This is a genomic window from Psychrobacter sp. CAL346-MNA-CIBAN-0220, from assembly GCF_040309805.1.
GTDB lineage: Bacteria > Pseudomonadota > Gammaproteobacteria > Pseudomonadales > Moraxellaceae > Psychrobacter.
Genome location: NZ_JBEOPF010000005.1, coordinates 142,411 through 162,748 on the forward strand (window position 1 = coordinate 142,411; position 20,338 = coordinate 162,748).

Below are 20,338 nucleotides of genomic sequence, written 5' to 3' on the forward strand. Positions count from 1 at the left end.
GGGACACCATGAAATGGCAAGGCAGACGAGGCAGTTCTAACGTACGGACGAGTAGTGGTGGCGGTAAAATGCTCGGCGGTGGTATAGGTGGAATCATTATTGCTGGTATTCTATGGTTAGTATTTGGAGTAAACCCAATGACTGCCCTACAAACAGGTCAAGTAGTGGCTGGTGGTGGCGATAACACGTCCACTGAACCGGCTACCAGCGACGACCGTGATACACAGTTTGTCAAAGTTGTATTGGCCGATACTGAAGCGGTCTGGCATCAAGTATTTAATGAAGCCGGGCAAACCTATCAAGAGCCGTCGTTACTGCTATTTAATAATCAAGTTAGCTCAGCATGCGGCAGTGCTACTGCTGCGACAGGTCCTTTTTATTGCCCAGGCGATCAGACGGTTTATCTAGATTTATCATTTTTTGCAGAAATGCGCCAGAATCTCGGCATCACTGGTGACCAGCAAGGTTCAGGTGACCGCGAAAATCAAGGGAAAGCGGGTGATTTTGCTCAAGCTTATGTCATCTCACACGAAGTTGGGCACCACGTACAGACTCTATTAGGTATTACGCAGCAGGTCAGTCAGGCGAGCAGACAGGTAACCCAAACCCAGGCTAATAAATTATCTGTCCTACAAGAACTACAAGCAGATTGCTTTGCAGGTGTTTGGGCGCACCGCAATCAGCAGCGTACTGAGTCTATAGTAGCAGGTGGTTTTTTAGAGGCAGGTGATGTGGACGAAGCGATTAATGCGGCTGGGCAGATTGGAGACGATCGCCTAGCACGTGCGAGTGGTGGTGCGGTAGTGCCAGATAATTTTACTCATGGTACCAGTCAGCAGCGGGTTTATTGGTTCACTCGCGGTCTTGAGAATGGGAATGTGCAAACGTGTGATACTTTCAGTGGTGCGTTATAATAGTTTTTATTTTTATAGCTACCTTATAAATAGACAATAACAAAAAAGCCTGCAAATAAATTGCAGGCTTTTTTGTTTTTTAAACTACTTTGACAATAAATTAAGCCAGGTTCTTTAAAGTAGATTATTTACAAATAGCAGACTAGTTAGACTTATCGATGATGTAACCACCAGCACCACCAAGTGCTGCACCAGCTAATGCACCGCGAGCGATGTCTTTGCTGTCACCTTTACTTCTAATAAGCGCACCAGCAGCAGCACCAGCAGCAGCACCTTTAGCAGTGTTGCTAACGTTGCCACCATAGCCACCTGTTGAATTACAACCAGTCATAATGATAGCAGAGCTTGCAATGGCAGTCATTGCGATATTTTTGGCAAAGTTCATATTGTCACCTATTAAGTCATCAAATTTAAATTAAGTTGTCTTCAAATTTATACCATTTTATAAAATAAATACATACTCTATAAAGTATATTCATACTGTGTCTAATCTTAACCTCTCCATATCATTTTGGTCGTAGTAGAAACGCTAAGCTTTGCAAATAGTCTGTAAGCGATGTTGCCACTCTGTATCATTGGTAGTGCTTTCACTGAGGGTTCTTGTATTTATAACGATAATACGCTAACTGTTTTTTATAATTCATGTAAGTTTGAATCAAAAAAAGACCACCTCAGGGCGATCTCTCTTAAAATAATTATAAATTTGACCAAAACTAGTTCTGTGATTTGCGCTTCATTTGCTCAAAGAACTCGTCATTAGTTTTAGCTTCTTTCAGACGGTCGAGTAAAAACTCGGTTGCTTGTACGCCGTCCATCGGCTGCAATAACTTACGCAGAATCCAAACTTTGCGTAGCTTGTCTTCATCAAGTAAGCGCTCTTCGCGGCGGGTACCTGATTTTTTGATATTAATCGCTGGGAAAACGCGTTTTTCAGCCAAATCTCGCTCAAGAGTAATTTCTTGGTTACCGGTACCTTTGAATTCTTCAAAGATAACGCTGTCCATTTTACTACCAGTATCAATCAAGGCACTGGCAATAATCGTTAAGCTGCCGCCTTCTTCAACATTACGTGCGGCACCAAAAAAGCGTTTTGGACGCTCAAGAGCATTGGCATCAAGACCACCAGTTAACACTTTACCTGATGAGGGAATGACAGTGTTATAAGCCCGAGCAAGGCGGGTAATAGAATCTAGTAAGATGACGACATCTTGCTTATGTTCTACCAGGCGCTTGGCTTTTTCGATGACCATTTCGGCCACTTGTACGTGACGCTGTGGTGGTTCATCAAAGGTAGAGGCCACCACTTCACCGCGTACCGTCCGTACCATCTCGGTCACTTCTTCTGGGCGCTCATCAATGAGCAGCACGATTAAGTAACATTCAGGATTATTACGGGTGATAGATTGAGCGATGGTCTGTAGTAACATCGTTTTACCCGCTTTTGGCGGTGCGACGATAATAGAGCGCTGACCTTTACCAATCGGGGCAATTAGATCGATGATGCGACCAGTCAGATCCTCAGTAGTACCGTTACCCAATTCAAGCTTAAGATGTTCAGTTGGAAATAGGGGCGTTAAGTTTTCAAAAATAAGCTTATGGCGTGAGCGGTCTGGGGTATCAAAGTTTATTTCACCCACTTTTAATAGGGCAAAATAACGCTCAGAATCTTTTGGCGGGCGAATAGTGCCAGCAATACTGTCGCCTGTTTTTAAACTAAAACGACGTATTTGGCTGGGGCTGACATAAATATCATCAGGACCGGCCAAATATGAGCCTTCAGAGGAGCGCAAAAAGCCAAAGCCATCCGGTAGCACTTCAAGCACACCATCACCGTAGATGGCTTCACCATTACGAGCATGCGTTTTTAGGATAGCAAAAATAATGTCTTGCTTACGGCTACGCGCCATATTGTCAAGACCCATTTCTTTGGCAATAGCCAATAGCTCAGCGATTGATTTTTTCTTTAATTCAGTTAGATTCATAGATAAGTCATTAGCAATTGATCGGGTGAAAACTGCCATTAGCAGCACAACCCACGACATTGATTTAAACAACGATAGTGGAACAATAGGGTGTGTGTGCACAGAGTTGAGTTTTAGGTAGCGCTGGTTTTTACCTATCAAGTTATTATCAGCTGTCTAAGTTTAGAACAGAATGACAAAAAGCGAAGATAAAGAAGGCTATATAAGAGTCAAAGAAAAGAACTCAGTATCAGTAATTTTATTTAGTAGTTGTATTCAATAGTTGTGTTTAGTAATTATATTCAATAGTACAATTGTGTTTTGTGTTGATAAACACGGGGAGAACAGCGACAAGACGCTAAGGAACAAGGTTAAGTTTTTCTTGTCAGCAGACTATACGTTTTTCACATTGGACTTGTCAATTATTTTTGTTAAAAAAGTCGTATAATTTACTGTTTTGGTAGGAAAGGACGAAAAAAGCCATTATCTTGTACAGATAATGGCCAATGATAACTGGTTTTAGTTGGCTTGTTATTTATAACAAATTTGGTTTTAGATGCTTATAAATATTTATCAAGCACTTTAGCGAGCTCAGCTTTTGGTTGTAGACCCATGACTGAATCCACTTTTTCGCCATCTTTAAAGACGAATAGGGTTGGAATATTACGAATGCCAAAACGGCTTGCTGCTTGTGGGTTGTTATCGACATCGACTTTAACGATTTTAACTTTACCTTGGTATTCGGTAGCCAAATCTTCTAAGATAGGGGCGATGGCTTTACAAGGACCGCACCAGGTTGCCCAGAAATCTACTAAGACTGGCACATCAGATTGCAGTACGTCTTGGTCGAAGTTGGCATCGGTGGTATTTACAATAAGGTCTGACATAATTTTTCTCTCTTGTTGTGTCATCTCTGCTGCCTGTTAACTATAAGTATTTTGGCGGATGATATTTAAATGCCAGTTCATTAAATTGCTTATTTATTAACGGCCTAACAGGAATTAAGAATGGGTGAAAATGTGCCATTATACTAACATGTTTGTTGTATCTTGACAGATAGAGACGGGTTAAATTACTCAACAATTAATATTAGTATAATAAATCGAAACACAACTCAACAAGTTGCATCGTAGCGGTCGCCAATATTACACTTAACATTACAAATGGCTATTATAATTATTAAACTTGGTAATTTATAGAAAAATTGACTTTTATGGGCAGTGATTTTTATGCTCATATAGTCAGTCAAACTGAGACAGGTATAATATCCTAGTTGGTCAGCTTTTAACTTCATCTACATTCCAATTAACTCAAATAAATAGCGATTTATATGCCTTTTAGTAATGACGTCATAGCAGATCTAAATAGACAAGAAACCCAATATCCACGCGAGTTTTTTCAGACATTTGCGCAACAGATTACTATCTATCAAGATGAAGATATTTGGGTAGTTGATAAGCCAGCTGGGCTGCTCAGCGTCGATGGCAAGACATTGAAGGTCAGCTTGTTATCACGGCTTGAGCAAGCTAATCCAAAGGTTAAGCTAATTCATCGTCTCGATATGGATACCTCAGGGTTATTAATTTTTGCTAAAAATGCGGCGGCACAGACCAATATTAGTAAGCAATTTATTGATCGTCTACCGCAAAAAACATACCAAGCCCGAGTGTTTGGTACCTGGGAAACGGTTGGGGCGACTGGCAAGATATCAGTACCTGTCCGTTATGAGCCGGCAACCAAACCGCGCCATATTGTCGATCATGATTGGCATAAAAACGCGCTGACGTTGTATGAGATTCTGGCACATGAAAGCTGCGAGGGGCAGGCAGTCACACGGGTAGCGCTTAAGCCAGTGACTGGTCGTAGCCATCAGTTGCGCGTTCATATGGTGCACTGTGAGCATGTTATTATTGGTGATCCTATTTATGCAGAAGGCTTGGCGTTGGATATTGCGCCACGCTTGAATTTACATGCACAGCAATTAAGGCTAAAACATCCGGTGCTTGGCGCTTGGATGGACTGGGAAAGCGCTGTCCCTTTCTAAACGCTTATTATCCAACAGTATGTAGTCGAAATAGCCCAGTAAGGTTAATTGAGAAAAGATGAATAAGCGACGGTGCATATCTATGAACAGTAGAGTCAGATATTCTTTATAAAGCGTCTAACTATTAAACTACTATAAATGCTGATGTGTCTGTTTTAGGTTACATTGATTCTATCAGAAGAACCGTTAAAACAGCGTAGCACTAGATAGGTTAAGGATAATAAAATACCAGAAAAAGGATAGGACTATGATGGGTATTAACTCTACTAAAAACGCTATTAACAAACGGTTTGCACGCTCAAGATCCCAAGCTAGTACCTCCGTAGATTATGAGATACTCATTATCGGTGCCGGTATCGCTGGAATTGGTATGGCTTGTCGCTTACAACAACAAGGCCAAGCGTTTTTCGGTCATAAAAATGCCACAAAGCAAAAGCATAAACGCGAAAGACAGAATGCAAGCCAGCGGTTTGTCGTACTAGAAAAACGTGCGGATCTCGGCGGTACTTGGGATTTATTTAATTATCCTGGCATTCGTTCTGATTCTGATGCCTTGACCTTTGGCTATAGTTTCCGGCCGTGGTTAGATCATAAAATGCTGGTAAAAGGTGCTGATATTAAACGCTATGTTGCTGATACTGCTCGCGAGTTTAAGGTAATAGAACATATTCGTTATCGTCATGAAGTACAGCAGCTCTCATGGTCGAGTAGCAATCAGCAATGGACGGCAATGGTCAAAGATCATACCAGCGGTGAGGTATTCACTTTAACGGCGAACTTTATCGTTGGGGCGACTGGCTATTATGATTACGATGCGGGATACCGCCCGTACTTCAAAGATGAAGAGCAGTTTCAAGGCGATATTGTGCATCCACAGCATTGGCAAAATATCGATTATGATGATAAAAAAGTAGTGATCATTGGCAGTGGGGCGACGGCGATGACTCTATTGCCGGCACTTGTTGATAAAAATAGCAAGCAATGCGCACGCCACGTCACGATGTTGCAGCGCTCACCGACCTATGTGGCCAGTGTGCCCGGTGATGATCATGCGCTTGATTGGCTATCTGGTAAATTTTCACCCTTGTCAAAGCGGCACGCCTATACCCTATTGCGCGTGCGTAACGTATTATTTCAACAAGGGGTTTATCAAGCAGCTACCCATGCACCGAAAGTAATGAAAGCATTCTTGAGACATGGGGTAAAAAAAGAGCTTAAAGGTAGCGGCGTTGATATCGCGCATTTTATGCCTGCATATAATCCATGGGATGAGCGCTTGTGTGCGGTGCCAGACAGTGATTTATTTAACGCTTTGCATAGCACGCGGGCAGCAGTTGTCACCGATCAAATTAGCCACTTTACTAAGACCGGCATTGCGCTGAAATCTGGTAAGCATATTGACGCTAATATCATTATTACTGCAACGGGACTTAAATTGCAGATGCTGGGCGGCGCCTCATTATACGTTGATGGGCAACCAATTGACGTCGGTAGCCGCATGACTTATAAAGCAGTGCTGCTTGAGGGCGTACCTAATATAGCGATACTGTTTGGCTACACTAATGCCTCTTGGACATTAAAGATTGATTTGGCCTGTCAGTATCTGGTTCGGCTGCTTGATTATATGCATAAATACCGCTATCAGGTGGCGTGCGCGCAGGCCGAAACGGAGCAAGAACAAGTAAAAGCTCAACCGGACACCATACTTGGGGCACTATCAGCAGGCTATGTGCGCCGTGCCAAGGATGAGCTACCCAAACAAGGCGACCGTTATCCATGGCAGGTCACTAATAATTATCTAAGCGATCGCGTCATGTTCAAATACCGCAAAATTAATGATGAATGGCTGCGTTTTATGCGTTAAAGCTATCTTAGCTTTTATGGGTTTAGCTGTTATTAATAAAGTCAGCGACTTGTTTACTTAGGATTTGCCAAAGTTTTTCTTGGGCACTTTTACTACCCCAGGCATTATGCGGACTAAAGATCACCCGTGGATGATTGCCAAGGTCGAGTAGAGGATCATCATTAGTAATAGGCTCTTGTTCAAAAACATCGCTAGCATAGCCGATAATTTGCTCATTGTTAAGAGCATCAGCGAGTGCTTGACTGTCAACAATACCGCCGCGTGCGACGTTGACCAGTAGCGGCTGTTTGCTCATCTTTGCTAAAGTATCTTTATTGATCAAGTGCTGTGTATGCTCGTTCAATGGACAATGCAGACTGATGACATCAGCGCAAGCAAGTACCTCATCAAATGCCGTATAGTCATTATTGCGCGGCTTACGGCCCTGATGCTCTGCCCATAATACGGGCATACCAAAAGCTTGAGCAATCTCGGTCACGCGCTTACCGATAGTGCCAACACCAATAATACCTAGAGTTTTATCTTCTAAATCTATGAGCGGCACATCAAGTAGACAAAAATTACCATTGGTTTGCCAAGTGCCATCAACGACTTTTTGATGATAATAAATACCCGCACGCATGGCATTGAGCATCAGCATAAAAGTGTGCTCAGGGACGCTTTTGACCGCATAGCCGGCGACATTATATAAGGTGATATTATGGGTAGCGCAAGCATCTTGGTCGACATTATTCATACCGGTAGCTGTCAGCTGAATAAGCTTGAGCTTGGGTAGCTGATTGATAACTTCAGCAGTAATTTGCACTTTATTGGTAATGATGATTTCAGCGTCTTTACAGCGCTCAATGATAATTTTTGGGTCTGGTGGTGTGTCATCGTAAGTAATATAGTCGTTAATGCCTACTGGTGCTGGCAGATTAATGCCATCAGAAAAGGTTCCTTTATCTAAAAATACCGCTTGCATGTTATCTCCTTATTTATAGGTCTTGAGACATTATTTATTATTCAAATGAATGTTGTTTAAATTGCTCTTATTTCAAGTGATAAGGTGATCACTGTTAAGTTTATTAGTCCTAATGGTCAGACATCAATGATTTATGCCGCCTAGCAGAATAGCAACTATTTGTTATAATGATGCTTGCTTAATGTAGCATGACTGACTTAAAACAAAAAATGCAAGAAGATATAGCATGTTGTCAGCTTTATGAAACCTTACTGGCCTCAATGCTAATGCTTGCTATTAATATGCTCTTGAAAAGTCAACTTATCGCACGCATCTAACCGCTAACGCTATATAATGGTTCGGCTTATTAACGTTACTCGTTAACGGCTAAACCAGACAATAAATATAGGCATCTTTTAATCCTTGATGCCTGCTTAATATGGTAGCAGCTGCTACCGTCTATTTTTTATCACTTGAGTACAAAAAGACATCGCCCTATGACTATCTCTGCCGCTTCATTGCACAGTACCGAATTCGCCGTTGGTCAACGCCATTTATCTGATACTGAGTCCGAACTGGGCTTAGGTGTGGTCATCGATGTAGACGACCGATGTGTGCATATTCTATTCCCTCAAAGTGAAGAGACCCGCGTCTACGCAAAAAGCTCCGCCCCGTTATCACGTGTGGTGTTCAAAGTTGGTGATAGCATCTGTGATCAAGAGAATCACAGTTATACCGTCACCGCCGTTGATGAGGTGATGGGGGTACTCAAATATAGTGTCGATGGCAATAAAAAAGGCATTATGGAAACCCGTCTCGCTGCCAATATTACTTTGGCAAAACCGCTTGAGCGTCTATTAGCAGGACGCATTGAGCGCGGGGATTGGTATGATTTGCGTCAAGATATTCTGCGTATGCAATCCGCACTTGCCGGACACCCGCTAAAAGGCATGATGGGCGCGCGTGTTGACATTATTGAGCATCAACTGTATATCGCCCATGAGGTAGGTAAACGTATTGCACCACGTGTATTGCTCGCCGATGAGGTGGGACTGGGTAAAACCATCGAAGCCGGTCTGATTATTCATCAGCAGCTGCTATCAGGTAAGGCTGAGCGGGTCTTGATATTAGTACCGGACAGTTTGCAATATCAGTGGATGATTGAGTTGCGCCGCCGCTTTAATCTCAATTTTGCCTTATTTGATTTGGTACGTACCGCGGCAATTAAAGAGCATGATCCTGAGCAAAATGTATTTTTGACCGAACAATGTATGATTGCCGGTATGGATTTGTTGCTTGACCATCCTGATTTATATGATCAAGCGATGGAAGCGGGCTTTGATTTGTTAGTGGTTGATGAGGCGCATCATTTGCATTGGGATGAAGAACGCGGTGGCAATGATAAATATGATCTAATTGCTGACTTTGCCGAGGAAACGCCAGGGGTGATGCTATTAACGGCAACACCTGAGCAGCTTGGTACGCAAAGCCATTTTGCGCGTTTGCGTTTGCTTGATCCAGATCGCTTCGATAATTTAGATGAATTTATCGCCGGTCAAGAAGCTTTTGCTGAAACTGCAGCTGTTGCAGATATTCTGATAGAAGACAAACCGTTAAGTGCGGCGCAAATTTCAGCCTTGACCAGTCTCTTAGGGCTAAATTCAAATGAGCTGGCAACGATTAATGAAGACGATAAGTTACGTACTCATGCGCTCAATGAATTATTAGATCGGCATGGTACGGGGCGAATATTATTCCGTAATACCCGCGAGAGTGTCAAAGGGTTCTATGGACGTAGCAGCCATCCGCATCCACTGCCGTTACCTGATGTATGGCAAAACAGTTACCAGACCACAGGCAAGCTGCGTGAACAACTATGGGGTGAAGAAAATCAGCCTGATGGTGGCTGGCTAGAGGACGACCCACGTGTGCCGTGGCTGATTGACATTCTAAAAGGTGAACTCAAACATACTAAAGTGTTGTTGATAGCTCGTAGTGGCGCGACGGTTGAAAGTCTAGAAGCCGTATTGCGCTTACATGCCGGTATCAAAACCGCTATCTTTACGGAACAGATGACCCTGCTTGAGCGTGACCAAGCGGCAGCATTCTTTGCTGATAGCGAAGGTGCGCAGATATTACTATGCTCGGAGATTGGCTCTGAAGGGCGTAATTTTCAATTTGCAAGCCAACTAATATTATGGGATTTACCTGCCAATCCTGATACTTTAGAGCAGCGTATTGGTCGTCTTGACCGTATTGGACAAACGCAGCAAATAACCTTGCACGTTCCTTATGTTCAAGGTACGGCACAAGAACGCTTATATCACTGGTATGATAGTGCGCTTAATATGTTTAATCAAATTTCACCGACGGCCCAAAGCGTACAAGAGCAATATATCCAGACGCTGAAGCCATTACTTGAAGGTGCGGACACGGCCGATAATCGCACAATTCTACAAGAGCTGATCACTGATGCATTGCAAACCCGAATGGCACTTGAAGCGCAGCTACAAGCAGGTCGTGACCGTCTATTAGAATATAACTCCTGTCGTCCACGTGTTGCTAGTCGTATCGCCGAAGCCATGCATGATTTTGATGGTCATAATCTATTACCGCAGTTTGTTGAGCGCTTTTTAGCCTCCGCCAATATTGACTATAGCGTCCAGCGCGATGGTTCTTGGGTGATTGCACCACTAGACAGTACTGAGATTAGCGAGTATATCGATGGTCTACCGCTTGGTGACGAAGACGGTATGACTTTGACCTTTGAGCGTGATCTGGCACTGCAACGTGAAGATATCGAGTTTATCACTCACGAGCATCCGTTGATGCGCGGCATTTATGAACTTGCTAGCACCAGTACCTTTGGCAATACTACTGTTGGTATGCTCAAAAGTGCTGCGATGCCGCAAGGAACGATCATGCTAGAGGTCAACTTTCGCGTTGAAGCCATTGCACCAAGGCTTCTGAACTTACCGGCGACCTTGTCCGCACAAAATATTCGTATTTTTATTAGCGAGCAAGGCAGTGACCTATCAGAACGGATCAGTGCTGAGATGATTATGCCACATATTGAGCGCTTGGATAATAATCGGGCGCGGCAAGTGCTTAAGGTACGCGGCGATGTCATCGAAAGCCGTTATTATGAGGCTGAAGAAATTGCCCGCACGCAACTGTCTGACATTGGTGAGCAGGCAAGTGCGCGCTTTAGCCAGCAGTGGTCACGTGAAATAAAACGCTTGAAACATCTACAAACTATCAATCCTAATGTGCGCCCTGCTGAAATTGAGCGCCTAGAGCAGCTAAAAGGGCAAGGTGAACAAGCATTGGCAAACTTATCGTTAGTACCAGATTCTATTCGGGTGTTAGTGGCTGTGAAGCCGTAAGTTGCCTATCTTTCCACTTTTTGGTGCTCAATTATTATTACTATCTATACGTCTATATAATAAGAAACGAGGTACTAAGCAGTATCTCGTTTTTTGTTATTAATAATACCAATGTCATTTTATAATCTAGCCTATGCAGTCAGGTTAATACTCGGCAGCTGGCGACCAATCCCTAGTCAAAGGTGTAAATATTGGGTAAGATGCTTGCCTTTCAATATCGTTATTAAACATAGAGATAGCCACATTTACCAAATACTAAGTTGTCGAAAGTACTGGTATTAATCATACCCTATTCATATTAAATACCATTTTAAGCAATCTCAAGCCGTATCGTAGTGCTGTTGCTCGCCGATAATGGTTATTGAAAAATAAGGAGACTTACCGTCATGTCTGATTATTCGCAACTGATAGATGAGCTGCTCGCTACAGTGGCACTTATTGAAGTCAGCCCCGATGTGTTTGAAGGCAAAAGCCATGATTATGTAGGCGCTCGTATTTTTGGTGGGCAAGTGCTCGCTCAAGCGATAATAGCAGCGGCGCATACCCTTACCGAAGACAAACCTTGTCATTCGCTGCATGGGTATTTTTTGCGTGGTGGGGATATCACCCAGCCTGTCATCTATCAAGTGCGCCGCTTACGTGATGGTCGTAGCTTATCCGCGCGTGAAGTGACGGCCATTCAATATAAACAGGTACGCGGTAAGCCAGCTATTGAGCAAGTTATCTTTTCGATGATTGCGTCGTTTTCACCGATGGAAGATGGCTTGGAATATCAAGAAAATATGCCCGTTTATCCCCCACCTGAAGACTTAGCTACTGAGCAAGACCTAAAAGAGCAGTATGTCGGTAAGGTGCCAGATGCGTTAAAAGCGCGCTTTATGCGCCGCCGTCATGTAGAGATCAAGCCAGTCAAACCGCGCGATCCTATTCATCCGGAGCCGATGAAACCTAAGCAAGCCAACTGGCTGCGTATTCGTGAATTGGGCGCGCAGCCGCTAGCAATTCAGCAGGCACTATTGGCCTTTTCGTCTGATTTTTATTTGGTGGGTACCGGACTGATGTCGCATGGCGTTAGCTTTATGACTAATGGCCTGCAAGCTGCCAGTATTGATCATTCGATGCATTTCCATCGCACTTTTGATCTGAATGATTGGCTACTATATGACATGTGGAGCGATACGACATCTAATGCTATGGGATTGAATCATGGCCAGTTCTGGCAAAATGGCAAGCTGGTTGCGACTGTACAACAAGAAGGGCTGATGCGTTTGCGCGTACCGAAGTCTTAGTTTGCTATGGAATCTTTATAGCTCGTTTCAATAGGATTTTTTGATCGTAAGTTCTGATAGTAATGAAAGTAAAAGCGACTCATAATTATTTATGAGTCGCTTTTTTATTACCTCACTTTAGATTTTTATTCTAGGATTTTATTCTAAAATCTTAACCATTGCTCGTGGCAATCCTAGCGTTACCTGAGCCTCATTACCGTTTAGCCAATGTAGATTAATTTCAGCTGCTTGCAATGCTGTAGTCAATTCTTGAGACTGTTCGGTATTTAAGGTTAATTGTTGTGGGGTCAAATACCAATGAAAATGGGTCAGTGAATGCTTGATAGGCGCAGGCGCATCATGCAATAAATCGCTACTTACTGATTGGGCTATTAGCTGATTCTTACTTAACCAATCGTTAATAATTTGCTCAGCGGTGGTAAATTCTACTTCGTATACTTTTTCATTACTACGCACGTCATGCCGTGGTTCAGACGTTATTTTATTATCTTGCTTATTTGCAACTACCTTGCCGTCAATTTTATCTACAAACTCTAACGGTAAACTCCACAGTCCACCCCAAATACCATTATCTGGGCGCTGTAGCCACAGTATCTCGCCCTCTGTATTTTCAATAAGTAACGCATTACTAAATTTACTAGGTTTGGGTTTCTTTTTGGCTTTGACCGGATATTCTTCTTCGCGACTTTGCGCATGGGCCAAACAATCAGTTTGCAACGGACATAATAGGCAGGCAGGTTTGCGACGCGTACATAAGGTTGCGCCCATATCCATCATGGCCTGCGCAAACAGTCCTGAATCCTGCTCTGGGGTTAAGCGTTCCGCCAGCGCCCACAGCTCTTTAGTGGTCGCAGATTTGGTAATATCACCATCAATCGCTGCCCAGCGGGTCAGCACTCGCTTCACATTGCCATCACAGATAACGCCATACTGATGCAAACCCATCGCCATAATCGCCCCAGCTGTTGACGGGCCAACGCCTGAAATCGCCTCCCAACCCGCCAGCGTTTGCGGAAAGCCGTCAGTTTCAGCAATGGTTGCCACCAGCTGCTTGGCGCCTTTATGCAAATTACGCGCACGCGCATAATAGCCTAATCCTGCCCAATGTTCTGCTATCTCATCCCATTCCGCTGCTGCCAAATCCTGAACCGTCGGAAAGGAAATCATAAAACGTGCAAAGTAGGGCAAGACAGTCGTCACTTGCGTCTGTTGCAGCATGACTTCTGATAACCAAACAATATAAGGGTTGGGCGTGTCAGTCTGGTGTTGTTGCCACGGTAAATCATGGCGACCATTAGTGGCGAACCAATCGAGAAGACGTAGGGCGAAGGAATTTAGCGAGGTAGAAGTGTGATTAAAAGTGTCGTCTGAAGGTGTGGAATTTATCTTGGCAGTAAGCTGAGTCATAGGCAATTATATCATTATTAATAATCAAAAATTTGCAGGTAAATAGGCAAATGAGAAGGTAAGCAATCGTAATTATTCACTACTATATAAGGCTTAAGAGGTTATAAATAAAGTAATAAATCGTCTATATATACGAAAATGAAAGTGGTTAATGCTAACTGAATGATTGGCGAATAATATTAACGATAAACACTACTTAAAGTTTGTCCGGCAGCATTTTTCCACTCTATCCAACCATTGGATGAGCGGCCTGTTACCAATTGGCTAGCTTCACTTGGGGTTTTAAAAAGTCGGTTTTCTGTTAATTCGTAAAGGTTATTGTCAATGGAAATTAACTCGCCTCTACTGAATAGGCTTTCCTTTAATTTGACGATAACCTTTGCTATGGATGGTGCGTTTTGTTTGCGTATAAGTGAGTCTGCCAGCACTATAAAACCATCGTCATCATAATAACCTGTAGCAGATGTTCCTTGGGTTTTACAATAAAATAGCATAGGTTCTGGTTTGATAGGGGACACTTGAGCAGGAGTCTTCTTAATATTTATACTGTCCTTAGAATTGACAGCAGGCAAAGACTCATTACTATAAGTACTCTTGTCATTGATACTGAGTGTTTCAAAAATAGGCTGACCTAAAGTCGATAATAAAACATTAAGGGTATAAAAAAGCTCTTCGCAGTCTGCTTTTAATGGATCAGGAGTATGCGGAAGGTTGCCATTATTACCATTTTGTATTTCGTAGCGACCAACTTCAGTAGCCGTTGCAATCGCCTTATACTCCATATATAAAGCATGAGTTTGGGTCATAGTATTATTGGTTGAGAGCATCACAAAAGCACGTGTCCAAAAGTCTTTATCACCATGTTGGTTGAGGCGTCTTTTAAGATCACCCGTTTGCCCGACATAAAGTAATGGCTTGTTGGTACTATCCGTATCACCTACCAAAAAATACAAACCAACTTGATTGGCTTCTGGCATCACAAAAAAGTCATTGATATGGATGCGCGGAATTTCAATCAGGCGTACCGTTCTAGTGGTCATCTCAGCCAAACGTAAACCACGAGGATTGCCTTTTGGTAAATATATTTGAATAGTTTTAGCCGATGGAATCATAGACAATCTAATTAATAATAAACTTTATACAAAAATTCGAATAGCTTTCAATAAATTGAGTAAAAAACAACTCTACTTACGATTTTTACGAGTACGTAATCGGCGTTGACGCTTCTCTTCTTCTTTGGCTATTTTCTTTTCCTCCGCTGCGATACGTTGCTCTGCTACTACGGCTTCTTCAGCCTCACGCATCTCAGGCGTTTCCAAACTAATACGACCTAATGTGCCACTACGTAGTTCATTAACTAAGATTTCTGACATGCGGTAAGTATCGATTTTATTACCGGCACGCACACAACCACGATTGCGACCAGCGACTTCAAAGAATTCCCAATCTGTTTTTGGCAGATCTTCAATTTTATAGCGGGCTTTTAATAGTTCAGGATACGCTTGTATTAGGTATTCTGCGGTATAGCTGGCGACATCGGCAAAGTCAAAGGCGGTATCACGAATGCCGCCAGTAGCCGCTAGACGATAGCCAGAATTTGCATTTTCAACTTTTGGCCACAACATACCGGGCGTATCGTACAGCATGATGCCGCCCTCTAATTTGATAAGCTGCTGCGATTTAGTCACTGCCGGTTCATTGCCCGTTTTTGCCACTGCTCGACCTGCCAAAGTATTAATCAAGGTCGATTTACCGACGTTAGGAATACCCAAAATCATGGCTTTAATCTGTCGCCCTGACTCTGCTTTATTGGGCATCAGTTTTTTACATAGCTCAACGATTCGGTGGACGTCAGAGGCTTTATTATCATCAAAAGCCAGCGCTTTTACGCCATCTTCTTGTTCAAAATAATCCATCCATGCTTGGGTCATATCAGGATCGGCTAAATCGGCTTTATTTAAGATTTTAATAACGGGTTTGTCGCCGCGTAGGGTGGCTACCATTGGATTTTCGCTGCTATAAGGAATGCGCGCATCGAGCACTTCGATAATCACGTCCATTTGGGGCATGATTTCTTTGACTTCATTACGGGCTTTATTCATATGTCCAGGGAACCACTGAATATTTACTCTAGTATCCATTTGCTTTAATAACCTTTTCATTCATAGAATTTAGCGCTAAAGCAGACAATGCCTCGCTTTTAACAATGGCTTTAGCTATGGCGTTCAGTTTACTACAGAACCAAAGCGATGACGTTGTAATTTATCTTGGTCTAAGGCTGCACTATTCGTCAGGTGCTTTAGGGTGACTCAAATGGGTCGGCGGCAACGGCGCCAAATAACCTATTAACAATATCAAGCTACCGGCCCCAAGAAAGGATATCACTCGCCAAATTGCCTCAGTCTGCGATAAGTCAACCAATACCAGTTTAAGTACGACTATGCCTAATAAGCCAATGCCCATAAACCAAAGCGCACGCTGCCAGTAACGGCTGGCAATAATCGTGGCGACCAATGCCAATAACGTCCATAAAATCGTCAGTCCGGTTTGTACTTGTTCACTGTGCCATGCGCCCCAAGCCTCATAGTCCCAAAGCGGTGTGCCAATATAGGCATGTAGCGTTCTGACCAGCATACTGGATATAACCCAAAAGCTGATAAGCCCTATAATAGTCAATAAAGAATCGCTAGTGAATACTCTATTGTTTTTAGGATTAATAGTGGCCTTTTCCTGTTTGACGTATTGTTTATTAATATAGTAAATACCGAGCCCATATAACAACACTAACCATAGAGCAATATCGTATAGGTTAATCAGTGGAAAATAGGGCAGTCCCCAAATCACACCATCATAAGACCAATTGGTGACGACGACCCAAAATAAAGTCACTGGAACAAAAACTTTAGCACAGCCTAATAGTGCACTCTGCCAGTTAAACCAATACAGAGCTTGCTGTTCGCTAGCATTTGCGCTTTGAACATTACTACTAGCTTGTCTGACCCTTATTAACCACAGTCCAGCAAGCATCAGCGCTACCGGAACAATTACGGTTATGATACCTTGCGAATCTGGTAGGCCATAATGAACTGCTGCCGATAGGACTAATACTCCTGTACCGAGCCAGCTAGCGCTATCATACTGTGACAGCTTGGAATGGCTATACCAAGTCTTTAACCACAACTGTCCAACCACTAGCCAGCCAATTGATAAGGCGGCAAATAACAGCCAATGGTATGTCGTCCACTGATAATTGAATTCAAATTTTTGTGGCAGCTGTAAGATAAGCATGGCATAAAATATTAATAACAGCCCATGGCTAAACTGTCTAATCTCGCTCCATGAACGGTAATGATTAATTAGCCAATAAATAGCAAGGCTAGATATCGTTGCCATTGCTATCAGCGTGGTGGTTGCTAACTGCCAGCTGGCAAGCCATTGATCGAAATCGACAACCAATACATAAGTAGACCAAGCAATAGCGGTGAGCGTCAAAAAGCTGATGAGTGAAGGGCTTTGCCAAATAATTTTGAAAGCGATACTTTGACTATTAATAGTAGAGAGCCATTGTTGAGCGGCCTGTGTGCTAATTCCCAATGATTGGGCATATTGAGATAGGGTATCCGTTGCTATGTTTTGAGATGAGGCTGGCTTGGATTGCTGACTCAAGTCGCGGCTTGGATTAACAGGTGAATTACTAGCACGTAGGATAAAGACGGTAGCTAGGGCACCTATGGCAGAAATGGATAAGGTTAAGGTAGGATAATATTCGATAGATAGCGCTAGCTTGAATACTAAAAGCGCGACACTAACCAGCTGCAGTAATAGCCCAAATAGTACTGACCACGCCCGCAATGACCGTCTGCCAAACCACACTAATGCTAAGCCTTGTACCGACCAGCCAAAAGCGATCCATTCTGCATCCAATGCTAGCGGAATAACCAACGCTAAAAATCCAAAACCTAATGCTAGCATGCCTTCGGTAATCAATGCATAACGCTGACTGCGCTGAATAAATAACCAGCCCAATCCCAAATAAATGGCGGCTAATAGGGCGCTAGTAACTGTCAACGCATTAGAAATATCATTTAATAGCGCAGAAAATAAACCAAACGCCAATAGGGGTACTGAAAAGAGTAGCCCAATATCAATAGGGAACAGATACGAGCTATTTGCAGCATTATGTTGATTGTCGCTATTAGTTTCTGTGTCATGATCGGAATTATAAGCAATGATTTGCTGCGCATAGCGGATGACTACGAATAAATACAGTATTAAATGTAACGTTACTAGTAGTACCAACGTCCAGCGCTGCGTATCAATTACTGTCGTTAAATTCTCAGTAGCGCCCCAATAGTAGGCCAGTCCAAAAGTGACGCCAACACCCAATAAATTAAGCACTTTCCAAGGCCGATAATGCGCGATGGCAGCGATAGTAACGTTTAATAGTAAGTAGTAGCTAAATAGCGCCGCCAAACTACTGGTATCAGCGCTGGTTAATATTGGCGCAAAAAAGCCACCGGATAATGCCAATAATGCTAAAGGAAAGGCATTTTGGCGAACGGCTAAAGCCACGGTTACCGCAGATAATATGCCTAGCGCGATAAAGCTTGGTAGGCTGCTAATGACTTGATAAACACTATAAGCAAAAAAGGTGCTCAAATAAGCAATGGCTATGCCGGTACCTTGTAAGGTAATACCGTAAGCAAAGCGTTCTTTTACCAGTTTAAGGCCTAGTCCTGCCAGCCCTAATCCCATAATGACAATCGCTACCAGTTTCAAACTGATAGGAACTTCTATATATTCGCTTAACAAACGCAGTAATAGCACTACGCCCACGAGTAACACCAACACGCCGACACGAACGACTAAATTACCACCCAAAAACCAGTTTTTAACAGAATTAAACAGCGAGGTGACAACAGACAGCGAGCGCTCATCTGGCTCTATAGGTGCAGTCCGTTTTTCATTTAATAGTTGATGGCTGTTATTGTCTGCGTTTTCAGGGGCAGGGAAGTTTGATACCAGAGTATTTGGTATGGGTGGGGGTAATGAGGTTGATGTGGATATTGGTTCAGGTTTTGACGAGGGCAATTCGGATGTTAGAGCTGTAGGTACGGATAAGAGAGAGATTTTAGCACTAAAAATATCCCCAGAGCGAGGCGCAGAATCAGTTAAAGAATTGGCTGTAGGTTCGGGAGCAGCATGAGATGATGTTGATGACCAAACGCTGTCTTTATGCTGCTGCAGCTCCTCTTGCAGTTGGTTCATATTCTGACGTAGCTTAGCAAGCTGCTGATGCAACCTGAGATATAGCACAAACATAATGACCAGCAAAAAGACAATCACCAACCAGCCTAATGATTCTATTAAAAAATACAGCATCAATGCCACTCAATTAATCCTACAATGAGGTGATAATGACGCTATTTAGAGATAAGCACAAGGGTAGCGATTATGAATTGATACACAGGTAAAGAGTTTGCTGGAAAACTTATCAATATTTTTATCCCCATTAATTTTTTGCCATAAAAAAACAGAGCATGACTCGCATACTCTGCTATAGATTCATTATGGCTAATCTAAAAATAGTCATTCAAGTGACTGATCTAAGCTACCGATTTAAATGACTAGCCTAAATTGGCTTTCATAAATTCCAGCATGTTATCCCAGCTTTGCTTCGCTGCGGTCTCATTGTAGCCAAGGTCAACATTGTTTTTAGCGCCACGCTCATCTGCGTTTGGATTGGTGAAGCCATGTTTTGCATCGTCATAGACATCAATGGTGTAATCAACTTCAGCGGCGTCTAGCTCTTTTTTAAGACCTTCAATCGCCTCCATAGACACCATAGAATCATCGCGACCGTGAGCCACTAGGACCTTCGCTTTGAATTTGTTATCCGCTGGCTGTTTTGGTTCAGGGTTACCATGGAAAGTGGCGACTGCTTTTAATGGCATGCCTTCGCGTGCCATATCAAGGACAATTTTGCCACCAAAGCAAAACCCAATTGCGCCTAGGTTATCGCCATTGACCGCCAATTGATCACTGAAGTCATTGAGAATCAAACGACAGCGCGCCATCAGCATATCTTGGTCTTCTAATACTTGTTCCATCCACATATTTGCCTGAGCAGCATCGGCGGTTAGTTTGCCTTCACCATATACATCCATTGCAACAGCGGCATAGCCTGCTTTGGCTAAGCGTTCGGTAATGGTTTTTGGATGCTCGACCACACCCCACCATTCTGGTGCGACCAAAATACCTGCTACTGAATTATCATCTGAGGCGTTTTCTGGCAACGCGACATAGCTGATTAGCTGAATGCCATTTTCAGTGGTGCTTATTAGTTCAAACGTCTTAATTGACATATTATTGTCCTTTTATATTTTGAGTTTTATAGCATGAATGTTGTTAATGCATTTGTATTTATCAGTATGCAATTTGCTTACCCGTACTACCTTAACGCCCATAACGGTCAAAAACAGCTATAATACTGTAACGCTCTTTATCAAAATGCTACTGCGATCTTATGA

The 20,338-nt window shown here is 42.9% G+C and carries 14 protein-coding genes; 5 read left to right on the top strand and 9 right to left on the bottom strand.

The window, feature by feature from the left end; translation table 11 throughout:
- The first annotated feature begins 8 nt into the window (after positions 1 to 8).
- On the top strand, positions 9 to 914 hold the full coding sequence (locus AAEY88_RS10930) for a neutral zinc metallopeptidase (RefSeq protein ID WP_350562336.1): 906 nt from the start codon (positions 9 to 11) through the stop codon (positions 912 to 914).
- Positions 915 to 1,056: 142 nt separating this feature from the next.
- On the opposite strand, the gene AAEY88_RS10935 is transcribed toward AAEY88_RS10930, so the two are convergent.
- The 3 genes from AAEY88_RS10935 to trxA form a co-directional block, all read right to left on the bottom strand.
- Positions 1,057 to 1,299, bottom strand: coding sequence for a hypothetical protein (locus tag AAEY88_RS10935; RefSeq protein ID WP_350562338.1), 243 nt, complete (start codon positions 1,297 to 1,299; stop codon positions 1,057 to 1,059).
- A gap of 328 nt (positions 1,300 to 1,627) precedes the next feature.
- On the bottom strand, positions 1,628 to 2,896 hold the full coding sequence (gene rho, locus AAEY88_RS10940) for a transcription termination factor Rho (RefSeq protein ID WP_055125334.1): 1,269 nt from the start codon (positions 2,894 to 2,896) through the stop codon (positions 1,628 to 1,630).
- Positions 2,897 to 3,435: 539 nt separating this feature from the next.
- Positions 3,436 to 3,762 carry a thioredoxin gene (trxA, locus tag AAEY88_RS10945; RefSeq protein WP_350562341.1) on the bottom strand — a complete coding sequence of 109 codons (327 nt, stop codon included), beginning with the start codon at positions 3,760 to 3,762 and terminating at the stop codon, positions 3,436 to 3,438.
- 443 nt (positions 3,763 to 4,205) lie between these two features.
- Between trxA and AAEY88_RS10950 the strand changes: the two genes are divergently transcribed.
- Positions 4,206 to 4,919: an RluA family pseudouridine synthase gene (locus tag AAEY88_RS10950; protein WP_350562343.1), complete on the top strand. Its 714-nt coding sequence runs from the start codon at positions 4,206 to 4,208 to the stop codon at positions 4,917 to 4,919.
- Positions 4,920 to 5,166: 247 nt separating this feature from the next.
- Entirely contained in the window at positions 5,167 to 6,783 is a 1,617-nt protein-coding gene (locus tag AAEY88_RS10955) for an NAD(P)/FAD-dependent oxidoreductase (protein WP_350562345.1), read from the top strand.
- A 22-nt stretch (positions 6,784 to 6,805) separates the two neighbouring features.
- On the opposite strand, the gene AAEY88_RS10960 is transcribed toward AAEY88_RS10955, so the two are convergent.
- Positions 6,806 to 7,747 carry a D-2-hydroxyacid dehydrogenase gene (locus AAEY88_RS10960; RefSeq protein WP_350562347.1) on the bottom strand — a complete coding sequence of 314 codons (942 nt, stop codon included), beginning with the start codon at positions 7,745 to 7,747 and terminating at the stop codon, positions 6,806 to 6,808.
- 476 nt (positions 7,748 to 8,223) lie between these two features.
- On the opposite strand from AAEY88_RS10960, the gene rapA reads away from it, so the two are divergent.
- Entirely contained in the window at positions 8,224 to 11,112 is a 2,889-nt protein-coding gene (gene rapA, locus AAEY88_RS10965; RefSeq protein WP_350562349.1) for an RNA polymerase-associated protein RapA, read from the top strand.
- Positions 11,113 to 11,498: 386 nt separating this feature from the next.
- Complete coding sequence (locus tag AAEY88_RS10970) at positions 11,499 to 12,401, top strand: acyl-CoA thioesterase II (RefSeq protein ID WP_350562351.1); 903 nt, start codon at positions 11,499 to 11,501, stop codon at positions 12,399 to 12,401.
- A gap of 138 nt (positions 12,402 to 12,539) precedes the next feature.
- On the opposite strand, the gene mutY is transcribed toward AAEY88_RS10970, so the two are convergent.
- From mutY to AAEY88_RS10995, 5 genes are all read right to left on the bottom strand, one after another.
- Positions 12,540 to 13,808 (bottom strand): A/G-specific adenine glycosylase, encoded by a 1,269-nt coding sequence (mutY, locus tag AAEY88_RS10975; RefSeq protein ID WP_350562353.1) that lies wholly within the window; start codon positions 13,806 to 13,808, stop codon positions 12,540 to 12,542.
- A gap of 179 nt (positions 13,809 to 13,987) precedes the next feature.
- Positions 13,988 to 14,920 carry a GIY-YIG nuclease family protein gene (locus AAEY88_RS10980; protein WP_350562355.1) on the bottom strand — a complete coding sequence of 311 codons (933 nt, stop codon included), beginning with the start codon at positions 14,918 to 14,920 and terminating at the stop codon, positions 13,988 to 13,990.
- A 72-nt stretch (positions 14,921 to 14,992) separates the two neighbouring features.
- Positions 14,993 to 15,949 (bottom strand): ribosome biogenesis GTPase YlqF, encoded by a 957-nt coding sequence (ylqF, locus tag AAEY88_RS10985; RefSeq protein WP_350562357.1) that lies wholly within the window; start codon positions 15,947 to 15,949, stop codon positions 14,993 to 14,995.
- Positions 15,950 to 16,091: 142 nt separating this feature from the next.
- The gene (locus AAEY88_RS10990; protein WP_350562393.1) at positions 16,092 to 19,190 is read right to left on the bottom strand and encodes a DUF2339 domain-containing protein; all 3,099 of its coding nucleotides are present in this window, start codon (positions 19,188 to 19,190) and stop codon (positions 16,092 to 16,094) included.
- 245 nt (positions 19,191 to 19,435) lie between these two features.
- Positions 19,436 to 20,173 (bottom strand): dienelactone hydrolase family protein, encoded by a 738-nt coding sequence (locus AAEY88_RS10995; protein WP_350562359.1) that lies wholly within the window; start codon positions 20,171 to 20,173, stop codon positions 19,436 to 19,438.
- Positions 20,174 to 20,338: the final 165 nt, after the last annotated feature.